This is a genomic window from Sphingorhabdus arenilitoris (assembly GCF_042651485.1).
GTDB classification, from domain to species: Bacteria; Pseudomonadota; Alphaproteobacteria; order Sphingomonadales; family Sphingomonadaceae; genus Sphingorhabdus_B; species Sphingorhabdus_B arenilitoris.
This window is the reverse complement of sequence record NZ_JBHSDH010000013.1, coordinates 676,361-701,101: the sequence shown is the minus strand read 5'-3', so window position 1 is coordinate 701,101 and position 24,741 is coordinate 676,361. Positions and strand designations below refer to the sequence as shown.

Genomic DNA, 24,741 nt, shown 5'->3' with positions numbered 1-24,741 from the left:
GTTAACGGTCTTGACGTTAACCATTTGAGGACTCAACGGTGGTAACTCGGGTTCAAGGCAAAGGTGATTTATGGGTGTAATTGAGCGTATTAAAGCGCCAGCAACAACGGCAAAAAAGCGCGGCAATATGGTGCCAGCGGACCTACCGCTAAACAGCATACTCAAGATGGATTGTATCGAAGCAATGCGGTCCTTGCCCGATGCCTGCATCGACATGGTCTTTGCCGATCCGCCCTATAATTTGCAGCTTGGCGGTGATTTGAGCCGCCCCGATGGCAGCATGGTCGATGCGGTAGATGATGATTGGGATAAATTTGACACCTTTGCCGCTTATGACAAATTCACTCGCGATTGGCTGGCCGAAGCGCGGCGAATTTTGAAACCCGATGGCAGCCTGTGGGTGATTGGCAGCTATCACAATATTTTCCGCGTCGGCACCGCTGTTCAGGATGCGGGCTATTGGATATTGAACGATATCGTCTGGCGCAAATCCAACCCGATGCCCAATTTTAAGGGCACAAGATTCACCAACGCGCATGAAACCCTGATCTGGGCAGCGCATGGGGAAAAGGCGAGATATACGTTCAACTACCGTGCGATGAAGACGCTGAATGACGAATTGCAAATGCGCAGCGACTGGTTAATCCCCATTTGCGGCGGACAAGAACGGTTGAAGCGCAATGGCACAAAGGCGCATCCAACGCAAAAACCCGAAGCGCTCCTTTACCGCATCATGCTGGCCACGACGAAGCCCGGCGACATCATTCTCGATCCATTCTTTGGCACTGGCACAACCGGGGCGGTGGCCAAGCGTTTGGGGCGGCATTATATTGGATGCGAGCGGGAAGATGTATACTGTGAAGTCGCCGAGGACCGCATTGCCGCTGCGCTACCGCTGGATGAAAGCGCGCTCAAGACCATGCAGTCGCCCAAGGCCGCACCGCGCGTTGCCTTTGGTCAGCTGGTGGAAACAGGATATGTGAAGGCGGGCGCGGTCCTGACCGATAAGAAACGCCAATTTAAGGCAACCGTTCGCGCCGACGGGTCATTGCTGTGCGGCGATCATCAAGGGTCGATCCACAAGGTCGGATCATTGGTGCAAGACGCGCCGAGCTGTAACGGGTGGACCTATTGGTATTATCAGGCAGAGGATGGCGCAATGAAGCCCGTAGATGACATTCGCCAAACCTATTTGCTGGCGACCGAAGTGTGAGCCTGTTCGAAGCCTTGGCAGGAATAGATGACAGCGCGCAGCTATATCTGCGGCCCATTCATTTTACCGAAAGCCCGCAGCATCATGGTGAGCAAACGCAGCGGCTTGCAGGCGGAATGCTATGGTTTGCGTCGGTGGAGTTAATCGCCGGTAATGGCGGCGGGTTCAGCCGGCATATAGTGCCCGTTGCTCAGTGGGATCAGGCCACATCTGCATTACCCGAAGCATTGGCACATAGGGCGCAGGCACTCTATGGCCGTATCATTGCACCTCGAACGCCGGTGCAAATGGGGCAGCGGACCATCAGGCTCGATCAGCCGCAAGTGATGGGCATTTTGAATATGACTCCGGACAGTTTTTCCGATGGCGGCCAAAATGCCACCGTGGACAGTGCCGCCGAAGCGGCCATCGCAATGTCTAGCGCGGGCGCGTCAATCATCGATATTGGCGGCGAAAGCACACGGCCAGGGGCCAAGCTGGTGTGGGAAGGCGATGAGATTGAACGGGTGTGTCCTGTCATTGAAAGGCTTTCTGCTCCCGGAACGGCGATGTCGATCGACACGCGCAAGGCAGCGGTGATGGAGGCCGCGATTACCGCCGGTGCGCGGATGGTCAACGATATTTCGGCCCTCTTATATGATGAACGTGCTTTGGACGTGGTGAAGGCAACCGGCGTGCCCGTAATTTTGATGCATGCACCCAGCCAAGACAGCGATCCGCATAAAAATGACGGCTACCGCCATGTCGTTACCGAAGTGTTCGATTGGTTAGAGGCGCGGGTTGATGCGGTCGAAGCAGCGGGCATTTCGCGTGATAAAATCCTGATCGATCCGGGGCTGGGTTTTGGCAAATCGCTGACCGACAATCTGGCTATTATCAACAATCTTGCGCTTTATCATGCGATTGGCTGCCCTATCGTTTTTGGCGCGAGCCGTAAGCGGATGATTGGCGCGCTGTCCAATGAGGCAAGCGCAGACGCGCGGCTGGGGGGTTCCGTGTTCCTCGCCATGAAAGCGGCCGAACAAGGCGCTCAGATTGTGCGCGTCCATGATGTGCCCGAAACGGTGCAGGCGCTGCATGTATGGCGGGGGCTGCGCGATGCGGCTTTGACCGCGATTGCTTAGCATACCGCGCCATACACAAGTAGACATCCCGAATATCAGGCGTTTCGGCGCAAAATCCGCTCTTTGTTAGGTTAAATTAAGCTGCGCAGCCCCATGTTGCGGGCGGGGCAAAAACAATGACCAATGGAGATTGTTATGCGCAATTTAACGAAAATAGTAACAGTTACGGCCTGCTCGCTGATCGCCGGCACGGCCCATGCGGGAGAACCCTATATTGGAGGATCGGTCGGGGTCACGTTGCCCGATGATTCCCAAAATCGCGGAGAGACCACGGCCCCCATTGCCGCTACCGCTGATTTTCCAGCCATCCCATCTGGGACACCGGTTGAATGGAGAACCGGATTGGACAGCGGGTTCGACCTGAACCTGATGGGCGGTTACCGTTTTGACAACGGATTTCGGGTCGAATTGCAAGGTTTCTATAATGAAAATGGCGTTGACAGCCACACCGAATTACTGGTCGGCGGAGCGAATATTGACGGCGTTGACTCTGCCGTTCTGACGCGCGGCGCGGCGAGTGCAACAAATCCTTTGGTAGGCGATGTGTTGGCGGTTGATGATGGCAAGCTAAAAACTTACGGCGCGATGGCCAACATCTATTACGACTTTAACAAGGAAGGCGCGCTGCAACCCTACATTGGCGCAGGTGCCGGGGTTCAAGTGACCGATGTCCGTTTCATCCCGTCGGGCGTCGATGTTGCCAATGATGATGCGACGGTATTTGCGTGGCAGGGCATGGCCGGGCTAACCTATAAAATCGGCCCCTCGATGGAAGTGTTTGGCCAATATACCTACCGGTCAGCCGACCGGGCCCGGATTGCCCTCAACCTGTTACCTGCGGATCTGGAGGTCGATAGCGATCAGTCAATCCTGTCGCTCGGCGTGCGCATTCCCTTTGGCGGGAAATAGGGGTAGCCGATAAACTGCATTGACCTTTGGCCTCGCCTCCTTGAACAAGAGTGAAAGTTCAAGGAGGCCAGCCATGATCATCAAATATATCGCCGCTTATATCGCCACCGGGGTCAGCTTTCTGCTAATTGATTCTGTGTGGCTGAAAAACGCTTATGAGAAACTGTATAAGCCGGAAATTGGCGATATGCTGTATGAAGGCGGGTTTCGTATGGGGCCTGCCATCGCATTTTACCTGTTGTATATTTTGGGGATCATGATCTTTGCCGTTGGCCCTGCGCTGAATGACGGTAAATGGCAAACCGCGCTGCTGTGGGGCGCGCTGCTCGGTTTCTTCTGTTATATGACTTATGATATGACCAGCTATGCGGTGCTCAAACAATGGAGTTTGAAAGTCACCATCTTGGATATGATCTGGGGCACGATTCTGACGGGCGGTGCGGCGCTCGGCGGATATTGGATTACCACCTGGATATTTGGTAAAGCCGTTTAGGCGACGTCGCTTATCCCGAGGTCGGATAGCTTGCGGTATAATGTCGAACGGCCAATGCCCAGCCGCCGAGCAACCTCGGTCATGCGGCCGCGATAATGACCGATGGCCAGCCGGATCACGTCCGCCTCAATCTGTTCCAAGGGCCGCAAATTGCCATCTTCTTCATATAGGGTGATGCCAATCGCTTCATTGCTGGCGCCGCCCAATATGCCCGCTGTACCTGTTTCAGCAACGCTGGCTGCGATTTGCGGAAATTCCTCCGGCGTCAACGCATCCCGGTCGCATAGAACGGCGGCGCGAAACAGAGCGCTTTGCAATTGGCGGACATTTCCGGGCCAGTCATAACCCCGCAGGATATTCAGCGCTTCTTCGGTAATGCCAAGGCTACGAAGGCCGGGCTGTGTGGCCATACGGCCCAAGAAATGCCGGGCCAAGGCTGGTATATCCCCCGTTCGTTCGCGCAAAGGTGGAATGGTGAGCTGAACGATATTCAACCGGTAGAATAAATCCTCACGAAATTCACCATTGGCGAGCTTCCCAGCGAGGCTACCATTGCAGGCAGTAATCAACCGCACATCGATGCGGTAGCTGTGGTTGGCGCCGAGCGGCTGTATCTCATTTTGAGTGAGCAGCCGGACCAAACGGACCTGCGTCTCGGGGGTCATTTGATCGACTTCATCCAAAAAGACTGTGCCGCCTTCTGCTTGCTGCAATATACCGACACGGCGGTCAAACGCGCCGGCAAAGGCATCTTTTTCATGACCGAATAAAACCGAATCGAGCAAATTGGGAGCGATTGCGCCGCAATTTACTTTCAAGAAAGGCTGTTTCGCGCGCGGGCTGGCGGTATGGATCGCGTCGGCAACCACTTCTTTGCCGACGCCCGGTTCGCCCTCAATATAGATAGGGGCGCGGCTGCGTGCGGCTTTTGCGGCAATGGCGAGCGCGGTGCGGAAGGCCGGAGCCGAACCGATAATCTCTTCAAATTCCAGCGTCTGAGTTATTTTTTCGGTCAGCGGCTGCAATTCGCCGAAATTTTTGGCGCTGTCTGCGGCAAGGCTGAGCGCGGCAATCAGTCTTTCGGCGGCCACCGGCTTGATAATATAATCCGATGCGCCCGCGCGCATGGCCTCAATCGCGCTTTCGTTCGACCCCATTGCGGTCATCAGCAAGATCGGCAGGGCGGGGCGGCGCGACTTTAATTCGCTGATCAAAGCGGCCGATTCGGAGCCGGGCACCCATTGATCGAGCAAAATCGCATCAAGCATCATGCCATCCTGAGTGCCGAGCATAGCAATGGCGGTTTCCGCATCGCGTGCGAAAACCGTACGCCAACCGGCACGGCCCGCTATCGCCGAAACGAGCCTGCATTGTGCCGGTTCGTCATCGACAAGCATCAATAATCTGGTTTCATTCTCGGTCATTCACGGCCCATTGAAAAATCTTTGAACCGCTGCATTATCAAAAAGGGGTAAATGCCATGTTAAGCAGAATAGGATTTCTTTGCCGAGACCGCTTGAGCAATCGGTCGCTACGGGTTAAGGCCGGTAGTAACGATAACATTGCCATTGGAGGACATTATGGCCGAACAACAGGATATCACCACCGCAAAGGGCACATATGAAGGTTTTTTGAACCTTTTGAAATGGGGTAGCGTCATAGCCGCAGTTACCACGGTGCTCGTTGTTTTGATTATATCCAATTGACGCGCGCATGAAAATTGCCGTCCTGAAGGAAACTGCAGCCGGAGAAACCCGCGTTGCGGCCTCGCCGGAGACCGTCAAAAAATATATTGCATTGGGGGCCAGTGTATCGGTGGAGTCGGGTGCTGGCTTGTCCGCGTCAATTGGGGACGCTGATTTCGAAGCCGCCGGGGCCGCCATTGCGCACCGCGACGCGGTGATAAAAGACGCCGATATATTATTGAGCGTCCAAGGCCCCGATCCCAAGAAAATGGCTGGCGTCAAAAAAGGTGCATGGCTTGCCGCTTCGCTTGATCCTTTTGGTCAGCGCGAACGGGTGGACGCCTATGCGGCGATGGGGATTGAGGCGCTGGCGATGGAATTTATGCCGCGTATCACTCGGGCGCAGTCGATGGACATATTGTCTTCGCAATCCAACCTGGCCGGATATAAGGCGGTCATTGATGCCGCGAGCACGTATGGCCGCGCCTTTCCCATGATGATGACGGCGGCGGGCACTGTCAGCGCGGCCAAAGCCTTTATCATGGGCGTCGGTGTTGCCGGATTGCAGGCAATTGCAACGGCCCGGCGGCTGGGCGCGCAGGTCAGCGCGACCGATGTGCGGCCTGAAACGGCGGAACAAATTGCCAGCCTTGGCGCAAAGGCAGTTTTTGCCGAAGGGCTGGAGGCATCGGGCACTGGCGGCTATGCGGCGGAACTTACGGATGAGCAAAAGGCGAAGCAGGCCGAGCTGATTTCTGCGCATATTTCCAAGCAGGATATCGTCATCACCACCGCGCTGATCCCGGGCCGTGCTGCGCCGCGGTTGGTCAGCGACGCGCAAATCGCGACAATGAAACCGGGTAGCGTCATATTTGACTTGGCCGTGGCACAAGGCGGCAATGTTGAAGGCAGCGAGCCCGATAAGCTGGTGGAAAAGCACGGCGTCAAAATCATCGGTCACAGCAACACGCCCGCGCATATGGCCGCCGATGCCAGCGCGTTATTCAGCCGCAACCTTTTCAATTTCCTGAACGCATTTTGGGACAAAGAAGCAGTCAAGCCAGTGCTGGACGCAGAAATCGGCGACGCAATCCGCTTGACCCAAGATGGCAAGATTGTGAATCAGAGGCTGTTGGGGTGAGCTTGAGGCTGGTTTTGCCCGCCGCGCTTTGCGCTGTGGTTGTCACATTGCCGCATGCCGCTTTGGCGACATTGCCACCGTTGGCGCAGGATATTGACCGCGTTTGGGTCAGCCGCGCAACAAATGAGCGCACAGCATTTCGGCAATCTGTGCGGCAATTTTATGATGCGACCGAAGAGGCTTGCGCGCCAACACCCATCGCAGCGCACGCCGCACGCAAAGCTGAAACATTGGTCAAATTTCGCGGCTTAATGACCGATCTCGCCAATACGCCATTATGGCTCGATGCGGAAATTGCCGAAGCGGGCTCGCGGGTCGCTTGGGAGCAACTTCGCGCAACGATTGATTGCGCCGCCGCCAGCGGGACGGCAACGGATCAGGAAATCACTTATTCAATCTATCGCATGGACCAAGCCGATGCAGCATTGGTGCGCGTGCAAGACATGGCAAAGGCCGCTTTAGAAAAGGCAAAATAATGGACTTTATTTCAATTCTTTCGATTTTCGTATTGGCCTGTTTTGTTGGCTATTATGTCGTTTGGTCGGTAACACCCGCGCTGCACACACCGTTGATGGCGGTGACCAATGCGATTAGTTCGGTGATTATTGTTGGCGCGCTCATTGCGGCTGCGGCGGCGGGCGCGTCGGGGGCGAAATGGCTCGGGCTGATTGCTGTGGTGCTCGCCAGCGTCAATATTTTTGGCGGCTTTGCCGTGACCGAGCGGATGCTCGCCATGTATAAAAAGAAGGATAAGTAATATGGAACATGCCGCCGTTCCCGCATGGGCCATGATTGCCTATCTTGTCGCTGGGGTCTTTTTCATCTTTGCACTGCGCGGATTAAGCTCGCCCGCATCGTCGCGGCGCGGCAACCGTTTTGGTATGGCAGGGATGCTGATCGCCGTGGTCACGACGCTGGTGACGCATGAGGTTGCGGCGCTTCCCGAAATATTGGGCGCAATCGCGATTGGCGGCGGCATTGGCTGGTTCACCGCCCGCAAAATCGCCATGACCGATATGCCGCAATTGGTCGCCGCTTTTCACAGTCTTGTCGGCCTTGCCGCGGTGCTGGTGGCGGCGGCGGCATTCCTGAATCCTGGTGCATTCGGTATTGCGGTGGACGGCGTCATTAACCCCGTTAGCCGCGTGGAAATGGGCCTAGGCGCAGCAATTGGCGCGATCACTTTTTCAGGGTCGGTTATCGCTTTCCTCAAACTTGCGGGCAAGATGTCGGGCGCGCCGATACTCCTTCCGATGCGGCATATCATTAATCTGGGCACGCTTGCGGCGATTATTGGCCTATGCGGCTATTTCACCATCGATCAAAGCCCGTGGGTATTTTGGACGATCACGGCGCTCGCGTTCCTTATTGGATTCCTGCTCATTATTCCCATCGGCGGCGCGGATATGCCGGTCGTCGTGTCGATGCTGAATAGCTATTCGGGCTGGGCAGCAGCGGCGATGGGCTTTACTCTGCACAATAGCGCGATGATTATCACGGGCGCATTGGTGGGCAGCTCCGGCGCGATCCTCTCTTACATCATGTGCCGAGCGATGAACCGTAGCTTCATCAGCGTTATCGCCGGCGGTTTTGGCGCGGATAGTTCGGGCGGCGGCGACGGCGCGGCAAAGTCGGATCGTCCGTGGAAAGCCGGCAGCGCCGAGGACGCGGCCTATATGATGGCGCAGGCCGAGAGCGTTATCATTATTCCGGGCTATGGCATGGCCGTGGCACAGGCGCAGCATGCTTTGCGTGAAATGGGCGACCTGCTGAAAAAAGAAGGCGTCAGTGTCAAATATGCCATCCACCCTGTGGCCGGGCGGATGCCGGGTCATATGAATGTTTTGCTGGCCGAAGCCAATGTTCCGTATGACGAAGTATTTGAGCTGGAGGATATTAACAGCGAATTTGCCCAGGCCGATGTGGCTTTCATTATCGGTGCAAATGACGTGGTGAACCCAGCGGCAAAGACTGACAAATCTTCACCCATTTACGGAATGCCGGTGTTTGATGTGGATAAGGCGAAGACGATATTCTTTATCAAACGGTCGATGGGCGGCGTTGGTTATGCCGGGGTCGACAATGACGTTTTCTATATGGATCAGACAATGATGCTGCTCGCCGATGCCAAGAAAATGGTCGAGGACATTGTGAAGTCTCTTCAGCATTAGGCTCTGGATTAGGGACTGGATTTGGTTTCGGGCGGCGGAATAGGCGAAGTTGCAAAAATCTCCACTAAAGCCTTGCGGCCTCGGCGCTTTTATGGTGTTGCGGGGCGAGGGGCAGTCTTGGCGTTTATTGGAGAATTATGAATGCGCAAAATTGGCCTGATCGGTGCGGTGAACTGGTATGCAATGTCCTTATACTTTCACCGGATCAATACTCAGATTCACAAACGCATTGGCGGCACGTGCAGCCCGCCCATCATCCTCGAAAGCCTAAATTGCGGAGATATTTCCAGCGATCTGTCGGATGCCGATTGGGATCAAATTGGTAAGGCACTGGTCGCGTCGGCCAAACGGATGGAGGATGCGGGTGCCACCGCGCTGCTTATCTGTGCCAATAGCATGCACCGCGTGTATGATGAGGTCGTGGCGGCGGTTGATGTTCCTGTGATCCACATCGTTGATGCTGTGGGTAAGAAGATAAAGGCCGATGGCATCGGTTCCGCCGCGCTCATGGGGACGCGCAATGTGATGGCCGAAAATTGGTATCGGCAGCGGCTTGTCAAGCAAGGGGTGACGCTGGCCCCGGCAAAACCCGAACGGGTTACGGAAATTGACCGGATCATTCACAAGGAACTGAATCTAGGTATCGTCACGCGCGATTCCGAACGGACATTGAAAACCTTCATCACCAATTATGACCAAGAAGGTGTGAAGGCGATTATCTTGGGCGCAGCGGAGTTGGTAAAGCTCGTCGATACAAAAGCCAATGTCCTGCCCATCTATAATAGCACCGAAATTCATGCCGATTCCATTGTCGATTGGATATTGGGCGACGCCCCCTGATCGTTGCTGTCCTCTGGGCCAAATGAAGGGCTTGGCAATGAAGGGCTTGGCAAGGGCGCGATGTTGCGGCACATTGCCGCCAATGAGGATGAGATTATTGATAAGCTGCGCCGCTGCGACGGCTGCGATGATGGGCTCTTCGGCTGCTGCCAAGACAATCACGGTAGCCAGTGGCGAAGATGCGCAAGAGCGGCTTCAAGAAGCGTTGATCGTCGCACAGCCCGGCGATGTGGTCGAAATAGGTGAGGGCCGGTTTCGTTTGACCGACGGGCTTTCGCTCGATGTGGACCGTGTAACGGTCAAGGGGCAGGGCAGCGAGAAAACAATTTTGGACTTCACGGGCCAAGCGGGCGCAGGCGAGGGTTTGTTGATCAGCTCAGACGATGTTGTCCTGCGCGAATTTGCGGTCGAAAATAGCAAAGGCGATGGTATCAAATCGAAAGGCGCGGACCGGATTGTTTATCACAAGCTGCGCGTTGAATGGACTGGCGGACCGCTTTCCACCAATGGCGCCTATGGGATTTATCCAGTGGAAAGCAAAGATGTCCTGATCGACAGCGTGCTGGTGCGCGGCGCTTCGGATGCTGGAATTTATGTGGGCCAGTCGCGCAATATTATCGTGCGCGGATCGACAGCGGTGGAAAATGTCGCAGGGATCGAAATTGAAAATAGCTATGACGCCGATGTGCTCGACAATATCGTGACAAAGAATACCGGCGGCATATTGGTTTTCGACCTGCCCAATTTGCCGCAAAAGGGCGGTCATAATGTGCGGATATTTTCCAATATCGTCATCAATAATATGACCCCAAATTTCGCGCCAAAGGGCAATATCGTGGCCAGCGTCCCCACAGGAACCGGGGTCATGGTGATGGCCAATCGCAATGTGCAGATTTTCGATAATGTGATTGGCGACAATGGCACCGCCAATGTGATGGTGGTGGGCTATCGCAATGCCTTTGATGACGCCGAATATGATCCCATCCCGTCACAGGTTGCGATATGGGATAATCAGCATCTGCGTTCGGGTTGGGCACCCGATTTTCCCGGCGGCTTTGAAATTATGAAAGCGCTGGGCGGAAATTTGCCGCCGATATTCTGGGACGGGTCAGGGGGTAGCGATTATGCGCCGTCCATCGCCGACAATGTTGCTGCGTTGAATCTGGGGCTGACCGATATAAAGGCGTCGCCCGTATCGGCCAATCCAGTGCCGTTGACCGCAGACGGGAAAATACCCGCTGAATTGCCAGCCATCACATTGCCGGGCAGCATGGAGGCTGTGGTCCAATAATGCGCCTGCTGTTGCCCGCTTTGCTCTTGCTAGGCGCGGCAACAATTTTGCCAGCGCAGGAGCGCGCCGATATATCGGCTGAAACGATATTGGCGGGCGAGATGCCCAAAACATTATCGGAATTTGGTTTTTTTGACGGCAGCGCGCATCGGCCTTCGGCGCAGTTGATCCCCTATACGCTCGGCATGCCGCTCTTTTCCGATTATGCGGAAAAGCAGCGTTTTATTTATCTACCGACCGGAAAATCGGTTCAGGTTGAGGCAGGCAGCGGCCGGTTGATTTTTCCCCTAGGCACCGCAATCATCAAAAGCTTTGGCTATGCAGAGGCGGATGGACAGCTGCATATTTTGGAGACGCGGCTGTTGCTCAACCGCGCCGATGGCTGGACGGCGCTACCTTATGTTTGGCGCGATGATGGGCGGGATGCCGATTTGAAGCTGGGCGGAAAAAGGATCGAGGTCCGTTTCACGCCGCCCGGCGGAGCTGCGCCACAGCAGATTAGCTATGCCGTGCCGAATAAAAATCAGTGCAAACAATGCCATGCCTCAAATAATATAGTGCAGCCCGTTGGCCCGATGCTGGGCAATATGCAATTTGCCGATAAGCAGGCGAAGGAGCGGCTGCTGCGCGGTAGCGGCTATACCGGCGGCGCGGTCATGGATTTTGCCCGGTGGGACGAACCAGCATCCGCCGGAGTGGATGCCCGGGCCGCGTCGTATCTCTATGTCAATTGCGGCCATTGTCACCGGCCAAGCGGTTCGGCGAGTAATAGCGGTCTGTTTTTTGATCGGGGCAATTATCCGGCGGCCAATTTGGGAATTGGCAAACGCCCTGTCGCGGCAGGACGGGGTAGCGGCGGGCTGGAATTTGTGATTGCGCCTGGGCATCCCGAACAATCCATCCTGATCCACCGGATGAAGAGCCTTGATCCCGGCGTCGCTATGCCTGAGCTAGGCCGCGCGTCGGTTCATGGTGAGGGACTGCTGCTGCTTGAACAATGGATTAAAGAAATGCCGGAGCAGGCCGGGTCCTAACCCTGATCGCCGGTTCAATGACGCATTTCGCGTTTGACGCGGTAATGTGAACCATCCCATTCACTGAAAAACTCACCGATTGCTGGATGATTAACGGGGCCCGATTGTTTGTCGGGCAACAGATTTTGTTGGCTGACATAAGCCAGATAGCTGCTTTCGGCATTTTCGGCGAATAGGTGGTAAAAAGGTTGATCTTTTGCGGGGCGCACGGCTTCCGGAATGGATTGGTACCATTCTTCGCTATTTGCAAAGACCGGATCGACGTCGAAAATGACACCGCGAAATTCAAAAATGCGGTGGCGTACAACATCGCCAATGGAAAATTGCGCTTCGGCTATTTCAGGAGCGGCAATTTTCGGATCGAGCGGGTTTTTAGTCATATTCGCTATATCGGCACTCTATTGCGGCAAATCAAGCAAAGGGTGCAATCATACCTTGGCAAAGCCGAGATGATGCGTTAATGGCCGCCATCTTTTCCGAACGGACGCGCCGCTATATGGCAACGACCATGTCTGTTTTGAATGCGGAGAGGTGCCAGAGTGGTCGAATGGGGCGGTCTCGAAAACCGTTGTGCCGTAAGGTACCCAGGGTTCGAATCCCTGTCTCTCCGCCATTTCAACTCGATCGTTATATGTTCGGCCGCTGCTATACAGCTATTTTCCGTGCTTGAATGACAGGGGCGGTGCCCTAAGTTACAATTATGCCGCAAACAGAAAATTGGATCATTCCGGGTAACGGCGGCATTTATGTTCGTCCGGCGGATATATGGATCGACCCGTCATCGGCGCAGCCGAGTGCTGTGATTACCCATGGCCATGCCGATCATGCGCGTAGCGGGCATGGTGAGGTGTTTGCTACGCCCGAAACATTGGCGATTATGGCTTTGCGCTATGGCACAAAATCGGGAACTGCCATGCCCTATGGTGATGGGTTTGAACGGGGCGGTGTGCGGTTTAGCTTTCACCCGGCTGGGCATGTATTGGGCAGCGCGCAGATATTGATGGAATATGCGGGCGAGCGCGTTGTTGTCACTGGCGATTATAAAAGGCGGGCCGACCCCACCTGCGCCGCGTTTGAAATCGTGCCCTGCGATATTTTCATTACCGAGGCGACGTTTGGATTGCCGGTTTTTCGTCACCCGCCGATTGAGAATGAAATCGCCAAATTGCTGGCGCAGCGAGAAGCGCATTCGCACGGGTCGATATTGGTCGGCGCCTATGCTCTGGGCAAGGCGCAGCGGGTGATTGCCGAATTGCGCCGGGCAGGGTGGGACCAGCCCATATTCCTGCATGGCGCGCTTAAAAAAATGTGTGACCTATATCACGATCATGGCATTGATCTGGGCGAATTGCTGCTGGTCCAAGATAGCGACAAAGATCAAATGCAGGGGCAAATCATATTATGCCCGCCATCGGCGCTGGCCGATAAATGGAGCCGCCGTATGCCCAGTCCGGTTACCGCCATGGCATCTGGATGGATGCGGGTGCGCGGCCGGGCCCGGCAACGCGGGATTGAATTGCCGCTGATTATTTCTGATCATGCCGATTGGGATGAATTGACCGACACAATCAAACAAGTGCGGCCAGCCGAAACATGGATCACCCATGGCAGCGAAGACGGCTTGCTGCGCTGGTGCGAATTAAACCAGATCAAGGCGCGCGCACTTGCGATGGTGGGCCGCGCCGAAGAAGATGACGGATGAAGCGGTTTGCCGACTTGATCGACCGTTTGATTTACACACGGTCGCGCAACGCGAAATTGGCGGCCATTGCGGACTATCTGCGTTCTGCTCCGGATCCTGACCGGGGCTGGGCGCTGGCTGCATTAACCGACAGCCTTGATTTTCCAGCGGTAAAATCATCGACCATCCGCAAATTGGCGGCGACGCGAACCGATCCCGAATTATTCCGCCTATCGCGCCATCATGTGGGCGATACAGCAGAAACGGTCGCGCTATTATGGCAGCCGCGCGGGGCGCAAAAGGCAGAGGAAATGTCGCTCGACATGGTGGTGACGGCATTGGCCGGCTGTAACCGGATCAGCGCGCCCGAAATAGTGGCGGATTTATTGGATAAGCTGGATAGCGAAAGCCGCTATGCCATGTTGAAACTGGCGACTGGCGGGATGCGGATTGGGGTGTCGGCGCGGCTCGCAAAGACAGCCTTTGCGCAGGCGTTCGATGTGCCATTGGAGCGGGTTGAGGAATATTGGCACGCATTGACGCCGCCCTATGGTGAACTGTTCACCTGGGCGGACGAGGGCGGCATCGCCCCCGATTTGTCGGCCACAGCTTTTTTTCGGCCGTTTATGCTGTCCAATCCATTGGGTGATGAGACAGTCGATCTGAACGATTATGCCGCCGAGTGGAAGTGGGACGGCATCCGGGTCCAGATTGTGCACTTAAACGGAGAGACGCGCTTGTTCAGCAGGGGCGGAGACGACATTAGCGCAGCTTTCCCTGACATTATCGGTGCAATCGCCCAGAACGGTGTGGTCGATGGTGAGCTATTGGTGCGCGGAGAAGGGCAGGGCGGGGGCGCTGCTAGCTTCAACGCTCTGCAGCAGCGGTTGGGCCGCAAAAGCGTGAGCAATAAAATGCTGAACGAATATCCAGCCTTTGTGCGCCTGTATGATATCCTTGTGGATGGCGATAACGATATTCGGCATCTAGCCTGGACTGACCGGCGCAGGCGGTTGGAGGCATTTACCGGCACATTGGCGGCTGACCGGTTCGATCTATCGCCGGTTATTGAGGCAGATAATTTTGCCTCGCTGGCAAAGATGCGTGACGCAGCACGCGAAGCGGCGATCGAGGGCGTGATGTTAAAGCGGCGCGACAGCCCCTACATACAAGGCCGTAAGGCGGGGCTTTGGTACAAATGGAAACGGGATCCGTTAACCGCCGATTGCGTGATGATGTATGCGCAGCGCGGCAATGGCCGCCGTGCGTCTTTTTATTCCGATTACACATTTGGCTGCTGGGATGAAAATGGACAACTGCTTCCGGTGGGTAAGGCCTATTCTGGTTTTACCGACGAAGAATTGAAATGGCTCGACCGATTTGTCCGCGAACATAGCATCGCGCGCTTTGGGCCCGTGCGAGAGGTAGAGAAAAAGCTAGTATTGGAAATTGCCTTTGATTCGATCCATAGCAGCAAAAGGCATAAGTCCGGCGTTGCCATGCGCTTTCCCCGGGTACACCGGATACGTAAAGACAAGCCTGCGCAAGAGGCAGACCAATTGAAAACGCTGAAAAATTTGATCAGCTGAGCACTCGCTTCCGCCCCGAAGGGCCGGTTTGTCTTAACCAACTATACTGCTGATAAGTTGATGAATTTTATCAACGCCCTGCCGTAACTATTGGTTAACACAGTGATTTTGTAAAAACTGATAAATGTCGCATTTTTACAATATTTGCCCGTTAATCATTTTTTTACCTTGATTGTCCGCAAAAACTGCTATGATCGTGTTCTGGTTGGGGTGGCCAGATTGTTACTATTTTTTCGGGGGCATTATGTCTTTACACACCCGCGTCACCAATGAAGTCGAGATATTATCGGGCAGCAATGCGGTGCCCGTCGGCTCGGCAATCCACGGCCGCAAATTCGAAGAAATCATTGTGCGTCATGACCGGCAAGACGCGATATTCTGGTGCTTCATGAACCAACGCGGCCGGCCTAGCTATACCTATAGCTTGGGTGCAGAAATTCAGCAGGTGCATGATTGGATTTCGGACAATTATAAAAGCTCATCCAATGAAAATAAGGATGATTTGCGTTATTTTGTCTGCGGGTCGAAAACACCCGGTGTCTATAATTTGGGCGGCGATTTACTGCATTTTGCGCAATGTATCCGTGACCGGGATTATGACGCAATGCGGCACTACGCGGAAACGTGTGTTCGCATGCAATATGCCAATTCGGTTGGTTTTGACGCGCCTATCGTGACCATGGCTTTGGTGCAGGGGGATGCGCTGGGCGGCGGATTTGAACATGCGCTTGCTTTTGACATATTGGTAGCAGAGCGCAGTGCCCGCATGGGGCTGCCTGAAATTATCTTCAACCTGTTCCCTGGAATGGGCGCATATAGCTTTTTAAGCCGCCGTGTTGGCCGTCAAATGGCGGAACGCTTTATCTTGGAAGGCAAAATTTACAGCGCGCAAGAATTATACGATATGGGCATTGTCGATATCTTGGTCGACGATGGTGAAGGCGAAGAGGCAATTGCCGATTATACGCGGCGAAATAGCGGAAGGTTTGCCGCTGAACGCGCGGTCTATCGTTCTAGGCGGGTGACATCGCCTGTTGATTTGCAAGAATTGCTGAAAATCACGCATATCTGGGCTGAAACTGCGATGACATTGACCGATGCCGATGTGCGCAAAATGGAACGGCTGGCCAGCGCGCAGGAGCGCCGGATGAACCGGACATTGGGTTCGGTTGGATAATCTGGCTTTAGGGTCCGGGCGTTAATGGGCAGATGATGTTCTGCCGACGTCGCTCGAAAATCCCTTGCATTCAAGGTCGAGAGCGTCCCTGACCCGGAGCAATTCCGCTTCCACTTTCTGTAAGTAGGTCGAGGCCATTTCGTGAAATTCGCCTTCGGTGATTTTTTCCAGTTTTGCGGCGATAGCGGCCAATGTTTCTGCACCAATATTGTTGGCTGAGCTTTTTAAGGCATGGGCGCAAAAGCGGAATTGATCTACATCTCCGCCGGCCACAGATTTCTGCATATCGGTTATAACTTCCTCAGCATCTTGGCGGAAGCTATCGATCATTTCAGCAACAAATTTCATATTGCCAATAGATGCCAGATATTCAATTTGCGCGGGATTAAGGGCAGATGACGGGCTAACTTGCCTATTTTGGAGGCTGACCACCCGGCCCAGCGGGTCGCTAGCGACAGAGCCGGGCGCCGATAGTGGCGCCGTTTCATTAGGCTCAATAGCGCCGCAATATTCTTCGATGATATTGATCAGCAATCGGGCATCGACTGGTTTGGTAATCCGCAAATCCATCCCCGCGGCAAGGCATTTTTCTTCGGTTTCACTGGTGGCATCGGCGGTTACGCCGATAATGGGTAAATGCTCGCGGTTGCCCTCAATCTGCCGCCACATGGCGCAGGCATCTATACCATTCAGCCGCGGCATGTTGACGTCCAATAGCCAAATATCAATCCCGCCCTGCTCCAATATATCCAGCGCTTCATCGCCGTCGGTCGCCATGATGACTTTGTGCCCAGCGGACTCCAATATCGCCGATAAAACGTTGCGGTTGGTTCGATTGTCGTCGGCAACGAGCACGGAACGCGGCGCGACTGTGGCCGGTTCGCTGTCGTCATATTCTTCGTCAAAGCTGTTATGCTTTGCAAAAGAACAGCCGATCCGCACCGCGCTGCGCAATTGTTGGAAATTTGGCGTCGCGGGAATGACCGACGCAAATGCAGCGCGCAACGCGATATCCTCCAATTCAACGGTTTCAGCCGCCTCGACCAATACCGGCGCAACTTCTGCTGCGGCAAATTGCGCCCATAGTGAGTGGTCCGCGTCAAGCTGCGCGGCAAGATTATAGTCGATCAAAGCGATAGAGAATTTGGCCAGTTCATTGCCATCAATTGCCGATTGAATATCGGCTACACTGGCGCATGCAATGTGCCGAACAATGTAATTATCCTGTGATTGTGCGCTGGCGAGCAGTTCAGGCTCAAGCTGCCCCAACGAGAGAATATGGATGTCTTCCTCTGCCCGGTCTGCAAACCCGTCGGCGGCGGCGGTATCGTTTATGCTGCCATTGACATTTTGCCCGACGTTAACGGGAATCTTTACATGAAATTCGCTGCCATGCCCGACTTGGCTAGTGACGTTGATCTCGCCGCCGACTTGTTCGACAAGCTGCCGGCAAATGGCAAGGCCAAGGCCAGTCCCGCCAAAACGGTCCATGACGCTGTCGTCAGCTTGTTGAAACGGTTTGAAGATTTTTTCCTGCGCGCCTTGTGCAATGCCAATTCCTGTATCGCAGACGGTGACACATAACATGTCGGTACCATCAGCATTATGTATCGCACTGCGGATTGAAATCGAGCCGCTTTCGGTAAATTTAATGGCGTTGCCCATCAGGTTAATCAGGATGTTCCGGGTAATTTCTTCGGGACCATCAACCAATTCATCGGTCATTGCCGCCGCATGCAATTTGACCGACAATCCCTTTTCCTCGGCACGGATCGCCATAATGTCCCGGACTTCGGTCATAATATCGGTGGGCCGGAACCTGGTATTTTTCGTTTCTGGTGCACCCGTTTCGGTCTTTGCCACTTGTATCAATTGTTCGATCAGTTTCAGCAAATGTTCACCAGCCAGAACGGAGGCCTCGACCATTTCATGCTGCTTTTTTGGTAATTTCATCTGTTTCAGATGGTTACCATAACCCAATATCGCATTCAGCGGTGTGCGAAGTTCGTGGCTGACGCTGGCAAGGAAATAGCTTTTGGCGCGGCTTGCCATTTCGGCCTGTTCCTTGGATTTTGACAATTTGCGGATCAACGTGGAGCAATAGGCAGGAATGATTATCAACGCGCCGGTCAAGCCCCATCCGGTTATCGAATTCTCTTGCCAATATGCGCTCGTCGCAACGACAAAGCCAAAACCGAGCGCCGACAAAATAGACGCGGCTGCGAGATATCTGAGCCCGAACCGGAAACCATTGCCCAATATCATCCACAATATCATGGGATAAGCCCAGGACATATTTTCAGGCTCGACCAGCATCGTAGCCATCACCATCCACACATCCAGAATAATCGCAGCATACCAGCGCTTTTCCGCCTGCCACAGGTCCGCTTTCTGCATCACGTATAGCGCGCCATTACATAGCAGATAGACTGTGAACGCCGCGCTTACCGCAATGTTAAGTCCCACCCAATAGCAGGCGAGAGCGGCCAATATGCCGATCACCAAGCGGTTGAACAAGATTTCCTGTTCCGGCGTGCGTGCGGCAAATTTGGTTTTGATCCGCTCTATCATGATTGACCCACCACAAATTGCGCGGGACCATGATCGAATAGTTCATGCAGTTGGCCAACGGATAGCGGGCGGCCAACAAGGAAGCCTTGCACCTCATCGCATCCCGATGCCCGCAGCAGCGCATATTGCGCTTCGGTTTCGACGCCTTCTGCAATGACCCGCATGTCCAAAGCATGGGCCAAATGGGCGATGGTTGAAATGATCGCCCGATCGGCAGAGGAATGTTCAATCCGCGATATGAAGGTGCGGTCTATTTTGAGCCTGGTGGCAGGCAAATCGCGCAGATATTGCAGCGAGGAATAGCCAGTGCCAAAATCGTCGATCGAGATATCGACACCATTTTCGCGCAGTTTGAACAATTCCTCATGCACATGCTGATTATGATCCAGCAATAATTCTTCGGTTATCTCTACTGATAGCTTCCCCGCCGGGACATTATATTTTGCAATATTGTCCAATATATTGGCGCTCATATTCTGATTTTCAAATTGGCGCGGAGACACATTGACGGCGATATGCGGAATGACCACTCCGGCATCATTGAATGCGGCAATTTGCTGACATGCCGCTTCGATTACCCAAGAGCCTATCCGATCAATCAAACCGCTGTCATTGGCAACCCGCATAAAATCATTGGGAAGCAACAACCCCTTTTTGGGGTGATTCCATCGGATCAGCGCCTCCAACCCCACATAATTGCCGGTGATTGTTTCGACTATCGGTTGATATTCTAGGAAAAACTGGCTTTTATCCAGCCCTTCGCGCAAGTCGGCTTCTAACCCGGCATTATATTGTGCAATCTGGTTCAATCGCGGGGAAAAGAAGCAATGGCAATTGCGGCCATTGGATTTTGCCTCATACATGGCAAGGTCGGCGAGCCGCAGCAATTCGTCCGAAGACAGATTATCTTCAGGGATCATGGTGACCCCAATGCTGGCGCCAATCAATTGTTCGACACCGCCGATAGAATAGGGCAGGCCAATCTGCGACAAGAGTTTCATGCATTGGACATTTATGTCTTGCGTATCGCGCACATCGTTCAAAATGATGGCAAATTCGTCGCCGCCAATACGGGCGGCAAAATCACGGGGACCCACCAAATTGCTGATCCGGTCTGCAACTTGACGCAGCAGCATGTCACCGGCCTGATGCCCGCGTGTGTCGTTGATGATTTTGAAGCGATCAAGATCAAGCAGCAATAGCGCCGCAACCTTGCCATTTTTGACACAGTCATCAATTGTGGTGCGCATCCGTTCCGACAGAAGCACTCGGTTCGGCAGGCCGGTCAGCATGTCATGCAGCGCCAGATGGGTGCGATGTTCCTCGGCAAATTTGCGCGCCGTAATATCGACGCCGGTCGTCAATACACCGATTGTCTGACCATCAATATTGGTCAGCGGTGATTTGGTGCAATGAAAAGTCAGGTCGACGCCGTCGCTGACATATTTTTGTTCATAACTGGTCGTTGCGCGCCCGGTTTCGAGAACGACAATATTGCGTCTTGTTTCCTGCTCCGCAAAATTGCTGTCTAAAATATCGGATAGTGGTTTGCCGACGAGCTGATCCGGTTCTTTGCCAAATAGCTGTGACTGATAACTATTCATGAACAGGAATTTGCCGTTCCGGTCGGTTGCGTTGATCAAAATTGGCGTCGTGTCGATAATCTGTTCCAGCATCGACTTAGCCGTGGATATCGAAACATTCTCAATGTCGGACGCATGCGTGTTCAGCGGATTTTGCGCTGTGCGAGCGGCTAGCTCCAATTCTTTGCGATGTTGCGCCAACAACAATTCTGCCCGTTCGCGAAATTCGGTGTCCGATACCGGGCTTTGCAGAAAATCGGTCGCGCCGGCGTCCAGTGCGCTGATCCGGCATTCACGGTCCTGACGCGCGGTGATGATGATGGCGGGAATATACGAGCCGCTGGTTTTGGCCCGCACCGCTCGGATAAATTCCGCGCCGTTTAAATCGGGCATGCGATAGTCAACGATCAACAGGTCAGCGTCATTTTTATCGAGATATTCCAAAGCCTCCAAAGCGTTTTGGAAACAAGTGGCGGAATATTCCGGACCCATCATGGCAACGAACTGCGCATATATCCGCAGATTTGTGGCCCGATCGTCAACTATGACAATGCGCGCGTGCATGGATTTTCCCTAAGCTGACAAGGTCAAGGAATGGTTAACGCGGCGTTGGGGAATAGGCTTTGTCTGTTACAAGTGCAGTGGCCGAAATAGGGCAGGCGGAGGAGGTTATAATGGCTGGTCGGGAAGAGAGGATTCGAACCTCCGGCCCCCGCCTCCCGAAGACGGTGCTCTACCAGGCTGAGCTACTCCCCGACCGATATGCGATGCCATTACATCCTATATCGCCCATATAGCGGCGTCCGAAAGCATTCAAGATGGATTATGTTGTTGATGCCGGTTGCCAGAATCATCTGTCCGGCTTAGCCCCTTGTTATGGCCGAACAACATTATGAGCAGCAATATCTGGATTTAATGCGCCGCATATGGACCGAAGGCACCGTGCAGCATGACCGAACGGGCGTCGGGACCAAAGCGCTGTTCGGGGCGCAAATGCGCTTCTCATTGGCCGATGACGCTATTCCATTGTTAACCACGAAAAGAGTTTTCTGGAAAACAGCCGCACGCGAAATGCTGTGGTTCCTGACGGGAAACACAAATATTCGGCCATTGTTGGTCAACAAAGTGCGGATATGGACCGATTGGCCGCTGGCCCATTATCGGCAGGAAACGGGCGACGATATATCTCAGGATGATTTTGAAGCCAGGATTGTGGCGGATGAGGAATTTGCCCTGAAATGGGGCGATCTGGGGCCAGTTTATGGGAAGCAATGGACCGATTGGCCGCGCTATGAACAGTCAGGGTCCGACAGCGAGGGGCCGTTATACCGCCGGTTATCGCAAGGCATTAATCAGGTCGCAGCTTTGGTGGAAAGCTTGAAAAATAATCCCGCTTCGCGGCGGCATATTATTGAAGGTTGGAATGTCGCCGAACTCGATCAAATGGCGCTGCCCCCGTGCCACAAAACATATCAGTTTCAGGTCGCGGATGGGAAGCTGAATGGTTTGCTGTTCCAGCGTTCTTGCGATTTGGGGCTTGGTTTTGCCTTTAATGTATTTTCCGCGAGCTTATTGATCCGGATGTTGGCACAGCAAGCAGGTTTGCAGCCGGGCGATTTCATCTGGCAAGGCGGAGATGTTCATTTATACATCAACCATGCAGAGCTGGTTGAAGAGCAGCTGTCCCGCACCCCATCGGGCGCGCCCAAATTGCGTATTTTGCGAAAAGCAGATAGCATCTTTGATTATAGCATCGAAGATTTTGCCGTTGAGGATTATGTCCCGCAGGCCCATATTTCTGCGCCAGTGGCTGTTTAGGTCAGGTTGGTTGACCTAAATCGGAAATTGAAATAAAATAACAATCGTTGCTAATATCGTGGCGCGAGTCGGATTGGCTCGCCGCCCGTTTTGGAGAGAGACGATGGCCCATGGACAGCGCGGCAATCTGCCGCCTTTGCAGTTGCATGTTCCCGAACCAAAATATCGCCCCGGGGACGAGGCGGATTTCAGCGATATTGAGGTGCCCGAGATTGACGCATTGCCGCGCCCTGACGAAGGGTGCCATCCGTCGGAATTAAGCGCCTATAGCTACGGTCTTGTCCGCGTACTCGATTTTGACGGTGCCGCGAAGGGTGGCTGGAATCCCCATTTGGATGCAGACGTGCTGCGGGTGATGCTGCGCAATATGATTCTGCTACGTGCTTTTGACGACCGCATGTTTCGGGCACAGCGTCAGGGCAAAACCAGCTTTTACATGAAATCCACGGGCGAAGAGGCAACATCGGTCGCGACCACCATGGCGCTCGATAAGGATGATATGTGCTTTCCCAGCTACCGCCAGCAAGGGATTTTGGTCACGCGCGGCTATTCGCTGACCCAGATGATGAACCAGATTTATTCGAATAGCGGTGACCATTTGAAGGGGCGGCAATTGCCGATCATGTATTCCGCCCCCGATCATGGATATTTCAGCGTGTCGGGCAATTTGACCACCCAATATCCGCAAGCCGTAGGTTGGGCCATGGCATCGGCGTCTAAAGGCGATAGCCGCATTGCGGCGGTATGGTGCGGCGAAGGGTCAACGGCGGAAGGGGATTTCCACAGCGCAATGACTTTTGCCGCCGTTTACAATGCGCCGGTCGTGATGCAAATTGTGAATAACCAATGGGCGATTAGCAGTTTTTCGGGATTTGCCGGTGCAGAACGGACAACCTTTGCCGCGCGGGCGGTGGGTTACGGCATCGCCGGCCTGCGCGTTGATGGCAACGATCCGCTCGCCGTCTATGCCGCGATGCGATGGGCCGCGGACCGGGCGCGGACGAATAACGGGCCGACGCTGATCGAATATTTCACTTACCGCGCAGAGGGGCACAGCACGTCGGACGATCCGCACGCATACCGTGCGGCGCAGGAATTTGCCAAATGGCCGCTGGGCGATCCCGTGGAGCGATTGAAACAGCATTTGTTCGTGATCGGTGAGTGGGATGAAGACCGTCATGCGGCGCAGGCGGCGGAGCTGACCGACCTGGTTAAGGCAAAGCAGAAAGAGGCGGAAAAGAACGGGACGCTGGGCCATGGGCTTCATCATCCGTTTGAATCGATGTTCGAAGATGTGTTTGAAGAACAACCTTGGCATTTGCAGGAACAATGCGCACAAATGCTGGATGAACAGCGCGCCAAATTCGGCCCGGATTGGGAGCCGAAATAATGGCCGAACAGAATTTCAAAACAATGAATATGATCGAGGCGATTAACAGCGCGCTCGACATAATGCTGACCACGGATCCCGATGTTGTCATCATGGGGGAGGATGTCGGCTATTTTGGCGGCGTATTCCGCGCGACCGCTGGGCTGCAGCATAAACATGGCAAGACGCGCGTATTCGATACACCGATTAGCGAATGCGGAATTGTTGGGGTCAGCGTCGGCATGGCGGCCTATGGCCTGCGCCCGGTGCCGGAGATACAGTTTGCCGACTATATCTATCCCGGTCTTGATCAACTGGTGAGTGAGGCAGCGCGGATGCGTTACCGGTCGGCGGCGGATTATATCTGCCCCATGACGATCCGCTCCCCCTTTGGCGGCGGGATTTTTGGCGGGCAAACACATAGCCAGTCACCCGAAAGCCTATTCACCCATATGTCCGGTGTGAAAACGGTTATTCCGGCGACACCCTATGATGCCAAAGGGCTGCTGATCGCGGCGATTGAGGATAATGATCCGGTTGTCTTTTTCGAACCCAAACGCATTTATAACGGACCGTTTACAGGCTATTATGACCGTCCGGTCGAACCATGGTCCAAACATAGCGCGAGCGCGGTGCCCGAAGGGTATTACCGCATCGATCTGGGCAAAGCATCGGTGGTACGCGCTGGTGAGGCGATGACCATCCTGACCTATGGCACGATGGTTCATGTGGTGGCAGCGGTGGTGGCCGATCAGGGCGTGGATGCAGAAATTATCGACCTGCGGACTTTATTGCCGCTGGATATTGAAACGATCGAAGCATCGGTGAAAAAAACCGGACGCTGCATGGTGGTGCATGAGGCAACGCGGACCAGCGGTTTTGGCGCGGAGCTTGCGGCGCTGGTGCAGGAACGCTGCTTCTATCATCTAGAGGCGCCGGTCGAGCGGGTGACGGGTTTCGACACGCCCTATCCGCATAGTTTGGAATGGGCCTATTTCCCCGGACCCATTCGCATTGGAACGGCAATGCAAAAGATTATGAAGGATTAACGC

At 54.2% G+C, this 24,741-nt stretch carries 22 protein-coding genes and 2 tRNA genes; 19 read left to right on the top strand and 5 right to left on the bottom strand.

The annotated features are described in order from the left end of the window. Window positions 1-70 precede the first annotated feature (70 nt). The 4 genes from ACFOWX_RS07470 to ACFOWX_RS07455 all read left to right on the top strand — a co-directional run bounded on the left by ACFOWX_RS07470 (window position 71) and on the right by ACFOWX_RS07455 (window position 3,739). Window positions 71-1,213: a site-specific DNA-methyltransferase gene (locus ACFOWX_RS07470; RefSeq protein ID WP_381422782.1), complete on the top strand. Its 1,143-nt coding sequence runs from the start codon at window positions 71-73 to the stop codon at window positions 1,211-1,213. Window positions 1,214-1,215: 2 nt separating this feature from the next. Next, complete coding sequence (gene folP / locus ACFOWX_RS07465; protein WP_381424960.1) at window positions 1,216-2,337, top strand: dihydropteroate synthase; 1,122 nt, start codon at window positions 1,216-1,218, stop codon at window positions 2,335-2,337. A gap of 135 nt (window positions 2,338-2,472) precedes the next feature. Continuing rightward, window positions 2,473-3,246 (top strand): outer membrane protein, encoded by a 774-nt coding sequence (locus ACFOWX_RS07460; protein ID WP_381422780.1) that lies wholly within the window; start codon window positions 2,473-2,475, stop codon window positions 3,244-3,246. 73 nt (window positions 3,247-3,319) lie between these two features. Beyond that, window positions 3,320-3,739, top strand: coding sequence for a DUF2177 family protein (locus tag ACFOWX_RS07455; RefSeq protein WP_381422778.1), 420 nt, complete (start codon window positions 3,320-3,322; stop codon window positions 3,737-3,739). Here the strand turns inward: ACFOWX_RS07455 and ACFOWX_RS07450 are convergent. Then, window positions 3,736-5,163 carry a sigma-54-dependent transcriptional regulator gene (locus ACFOWX_RS07450; RefSeq protein ID WP_381422776.1) on the bottom strand — a complete coding sequence of 476 codons (1,428 nt, stop codon included), beginning with the start codon at window positions 5,161-5,163 and terminating at the stop codon, window positions 3,736-3,738. The genes ACFOWX_RS07455 and ACFOWX_RS07450 overlap by 4 nt on opposite strands. 156 nt (window positions 5,164-5,319) lie before the next feature. Between ACFOWX_RS07450 and ACFOWX_RS07445 the strand changes: the two genes are divergently transcribed. The 8 genes from ACFOWX_RS07445 (at window position 5,320) to ACFOWX_RS07410 (ending at window position 11,901) form a co-directional block, all read left to right on the top strand. Next, on the top strand, window positions 5,320-5,445 hold the full coding sequence (locus tag ACFOWX_RS07445; RefSeq protein ID WP_381422774.1) for an aa3-type cytochrome c oxidase subunit IV: 126 nt from the start codon (window positions 5,320-5,322) through the stop codon (window positions 5,443-5,445). A gap of 7 nt (window positions 5,446-5,452) precedes the next feature. After that, the gene (locus ACFOWX_RS07440) at window positions 5,453-6,565 is read left to right on the top strand and encodes an NAD(P) transhydrogenase subunit alpha (RefSeq protein WP_381422772.1); all 1,113 of its coding nucleotides are present in this window, start codon (window positions 5,453-5,455) and stop codon (window positions 6,563-6,565) included. Next, window positions 6,562-7,041 (top strand): hypothetical protein, encoded by a 480-nt coding sequence (locus ACFOWX_RS07435; RefSeq protein WP_381422770.1) that lies wholly within the window; start codon window positions 6,562-6,564, stop codon window positions 7,039-7,041. Before ACFOWX_RS07440 ends, ACFOWX_RS07435 begins: the two co-directional genes overlap by 4 nt. Continuing rightward, entirely contained in the window at window positions 7,041-7,322 is a 282-nt protein-coding gene (locus ACFOWX_RS07430) for an NAD(P) transhydrogenase subunit alpha (RefSeq protein ID WP_381422768.1), read from the top strand. Before ACFOWX_RS07435 ends, ACFOWX_RS07430 begins: the two co-directional genes overlap by 1 nt. Before the next feature lies 1 nt (window position 7,323). Next, window positions 7,324-8,736: an NAD(P)(+) transhydrogenase (Re/Si-specific) subunit beta gene (locus tag ACFOWX_RS07425; protein ID WP_381422766.1), complete on the top strand. Its 1,413-nt coding sequence runs from the start codon at window positions 7,324-7,326 to the stop codon at window positions 8,734-8,736. A 141-nt stretch (window positions 8,737-8,877) separates the two neighbouring features. Further along, window positions 8,878-9,576 (top strand): aspartate/glutamate racemase family protein, encoded by a 699-nt coding sequence (locus tag ACFOWX_RS07420; protein ID WP_381422764.1) that lies wholly within the window; start codon window positions 8,878-8,880, stop codon window positions 9,574-9,576. An 88-nt stretch (window positions 9,577-9,664) separates the two neighbouring features. Beyond that, the gene (locus tag ACFOWX_RS07415) at window positions 9,665-10,867 is read left to right on the top strand and encodes a parallel beta-helix domain-containing protein (RefSeq protein WP_381422762.1); all 1,203 of its coding nucleotides are present in this window, start codon (window positions 9,665-9,667) and stop codon (window positions 10,865-10,867) included. Then, window positions 10,867-11,901, top strand: coding sequence for an SO2930 family diheme c-type cytochrome (locus ACFOWX_RS07410; RefSeq protein ID WP_381422760.1), 1,035 nt, complete (start codon window positions 10,867-10,869; stop codon window positions 11,899-11,901). Before ACFOWX_RS07415 ends, ACFOWX_RS07410 begins: the two co-directional genes overlap by 1 nt. A gap of 14 nt (window positions 11,902-11,915) precedes the next feature. Here ACFOWX_RS07410 and hspQ read toward each other — a convergent pair whose 3' ends face one another. After that, window positions 11,916-12,281 carry a heat shock protein HspQ gene (gene hspQ / locus ACFOWX_RS07405; RefSeq protein ID WP_381422758.1) on the bottom strand — a complete coding sequence of 122 codons (366 nt, stop codon included), beginning with the start codon at window positions 12,279-12,281 and terminating at the stop codon, window positions 11,916-11,918. Window positions 12,282-12,426: 145 nt separating this feature from the next. Here hspQ and ACFOWX_RS07400 point away from each other — a divergent pair. From ACFOWX_RS07400 to ACFOWX_RS07385, 4 genes are all read left to right on the top strand, one after another. Then, a tRNA-Ser gene (locus ACFOWX_RS07400) sits at window positions 12,427-12,514 on the top strand. An 87-nt stretch (window positions 12,515-12,601) separates the two neighbouring features. Next, window positions 12,602-13,603 (top strand): ligase-associated DNA damage response exonuclease, encoded by a 1,002-nt coding sequence (locus tag ACFOWX_RS07395; RefSeq protein WP_381422756.1) that lies wholly within the window; start codon window positions 12,602-12,604, stop codon window positions 13,601-13,603. Beyond that, window positions 13,600-15,171 (top strand): cisplatin damage response ATP-dependent DNA ligase, encoded by a 1,572-nt coding sequence (locus ACFOWX_RS07390; RefSeq protein ID WP_381422754.1) that lies wholly within the window; start codon window positions 13,600-13,602, stop codon window positions 15,169-15,171. The genes ACFOWX_RS07395 and ACFOWX_RS07390 overlap by 4 nt, the downstream gene beginning before the upstream one ends. A gap of 244 nt (window positions 15,172-15,415) precedes the next feature. After that, window positions 15,416-16,348, top strand: coding sequence for a crotonase/enoyl-CoA hydratase family protein (locus ACFOWX_RS07385; protein ID WP_381422752.1), 933 nt, complete (start codon window positions 15,416-15,418; stop codon window positions 16,346-16,348). A 21-nt stretch (window positions 16,349-16,369) separates the two neighbouring features. Here ACFOWX_RS07385 and ACFOWX_RS07380 read toward each other — a convergent pair whose 3' ends face one another. The 3 genes from ACFOWX_RS07380 to ACFOWX_RS07370 all read right to left on the bottom strand — a co-directional run bounded on the left by ACFOWX_RS07380 (window position 16,370) and on the right by ACFOWX_RS07370 (window position 21,258). Continuing rightward, window positions 16,370-18,919 carry an ATP-binding protein gene (locus tag ACFOWX_RS07380; RefSeq protein ID WP_381422750.1) on the bottom strand — a complete coding sequence of 850 codons (2,550 nt, stop codon included), beginning with the start codon at window positions 18,917-18,919 and terminating at the stop codon, window positions 16,370-16,372. Beyond that, the gene (locus ACFOWX_RS07375; protein ID WP_381422748.1) at window positions 18,916-21,066 is read right to left on the bottom strand and encodes an EAL domain-containing response regulator; all 2,151 of its coding nucleotides are present in this window, start codon (window positions 21,064-21,066) and stop codon (window positions 18,916-18,918) included. The genes ACFOWX_RS07380 and ACFOWX_RS07375 overlap by 4 nt, the downstream gene beginning before the upstream one ends. Window positions 21,067-21,181: 115 nt before the next feature. Then, window positions 21,182-21,258: transfer RNA gene (locus ACFOWX_RS07370), tRNA-Pro, on the bottom strand. A 120-nt stretch (window positions 21,259-21,378) separates the two neighbouring features. Here ACFOWX_RS07370 and thyA point away from each other — a divergent pair. From thyA to ACFOWX_RS07355, 3 genes are all read left to right on the top strand, one after another. After that, window positions 21,379-22,320, top strand: coding sequence for a thymidylate synthase (thyA, locus tag ACFOWX_RS07365; RefSeq protein WP_381422746.1), 942 nt, complete (start codon window positions 21,379-21,381; stop codon window positions 22,318-22,320). A 103-nt stretch (window positions 22,321-22,423) separates the two neighbouring features. After that, on the top strand, window positions 22,424-23,710 hold the full coding sequence (locus ACFOWX_RS07360; protein ID WP_381422745.1) for a 3-methyl-2-oxobutanoate dehydrogenase (2-methylpropanoyl-transferring) subunit alpha: 1,287 nt from the start codon (window positions 22,424-22,426) through the stop codon (window positions 23,708-23,710). 23 nt (window positions 23,711-23,733) lie between these two features. Next, window positions 23,734-24,738 (top strand): alpha-ketoacid dehydrogenase subunit beta, encoded by a 1,005-nt coding sequence (locus ACFOWX_RS07355; RefSeq protein WP_381424958.1) that lies wholly within the window; start codon window positions 23,734-23,736, stop codon window positions 24,736-24,738. The last annotated feature ends 3 nt before the right edge of the window (window positions 24,739-24,741 follow it).

Excerpts from the sequence above, each read along its gene's own strand:
- ACFOWX_RS07390 (WP_381422754.1), top strand. The coding sequence starts at position 13,600 with ATGAAGCGGTTTGCCGACTTGATCGACCGTTTGATTTACACACGGTCG.
- ACFOWX_RS07415 (WP_381422762.1), top strand. The coding sequence starts at position 9,665 with ATGAGATTATTGATAAGCTGCGCCGCTGCGACGGCTGCGATGATGGGC.
- ACFOWX_RS07410 (WP_381422760.1), top strand. The coding sequence starts at position 10,867 with ATGCGCCTGCTGTTGCCCGCTTTGCTCTTGCTAGGCGCGGCAACAATT.
- ACFOWX_RS07355 (WP_381424958.1), top strand. The coding sequence starts at position 23,734 with ATGAATATGATCGAGGCGATTAACAGCGCGCTCGACATAATGCTGACC.
- ACFOWX_RS07430 (WP_381422768.1), top strand. The coding sequence starts at position 7,041 with ATGGACTTTATTTCAATTCTTTCGATTTTCGTATTGGCCTGTTTTGTT.
- ACFOWX_RS07460 (WP_381422780.1), top strand. The coding sequence starts at position 2,473 with ATGCGCAATTTAACGAAAATAGTAACAGTTACGGCCTGCTCGCTGATC.
- ACFOWX_RS07360 (WP_381422745.1), top strand. The coding sequence starts at position 22,424 with ATGGCCCATGGACAGCGCGGCAATCTGCCGCCTTTGCAGTTGCATGTT.
- ACFOWX_RS07470 (WP_381422782.1), top strand. The coding sequence starts at position 71 with ATGGGTGTAATTGAGCGTATTAAAGCGCCAGCAACAACGGCAAAAAAG.
- ACFOWX_RS07455 (WP_381422778.1), top strand. The coding sequence starts at position 3,320 with ATGATCATCAAATATATCGCCGCTTATATCGCCACCGGGGTCAGCTTT.
- ACFOWX_RS07395 (WP_381422756.1), top strand. The coding sequence starts at position 12,602 with ATGCCGCAAACAGAAAATTGGATCATTCCGGGTAACGGCGGCATTTAT.
- ACFOWX_RS07385 (WP_381422752.1), top strand. The coding sequence starts at position 15,416 with ATGTCTTTACACACCCGCGTCACCAATGAAGTCGAGATATTATCGGGC.
- thyA (WP_381422746.1), top strand. The coding sequence starts at position 21,379 with ATGGCCGAACAACATTATGAGCAGCAATATCTGGATTTAATGCGCCGC.
- hspQ (WP_381422758.1), bottom strand. The coding sequence starts at position 12,281 with ATGACTAAAAACCCGCTCGATCCGAAAATTGCCGCTCCTGAAATAGCC.
- ACFOWX_RS07380 (WP_381422750.1), bottom strand. The coding sequence starts at position 18,919 with ATGATAGAGCGGATCAAAACCAAATTTGCCGCACGCACGCCGGAACAG.
- ACFOWX_RS07440 (WP_381422772.1), top strand. The coding sequence starts at position 5,453 with ATGAAAATTGCCGTCCTGAAGGAAACTGCAGCCGGAGAAACCCGCGTT.
- ACFOWX_RS07450 (WP_381422776.1), bottom strand. The coding sequence starts at position 5,163 with ATGACCGAGAATGAAACCAGATTATTGATGCTTGTCGATGACGAACCG.
- ACFOWX_RS07420 (WP_381422764.1), top strand. The coding sequence starts at position 8,878 with ATGCGCAAAATTGGCCTGATCGGTGCGGTGAACTGGTATGCAATGTCC.
- ACFOWX_RS07375 (WP_381422748.1), bottom strand. The coding sequence starts at position 21,066 with ATGCACGCGCGCATTGTCATAGTTGACGATCGGGCCACAAATCTGCGG.
- ACFOWX_RS07445 (WP_381422774.1), top strand. The coding sequence starts at position 5,320 with ATGGCCGAACAACAGGATATCACCACCGCAAAGGGCACATATGAAGGT.
- ACFOWX_RS07425 (WP_381422766.1), top strand. The coding sequence starts at position 7,324 with ATGGAACATGCCGCCGTTCCCGCATGGGCCATGATTGCCTATCTTGTC.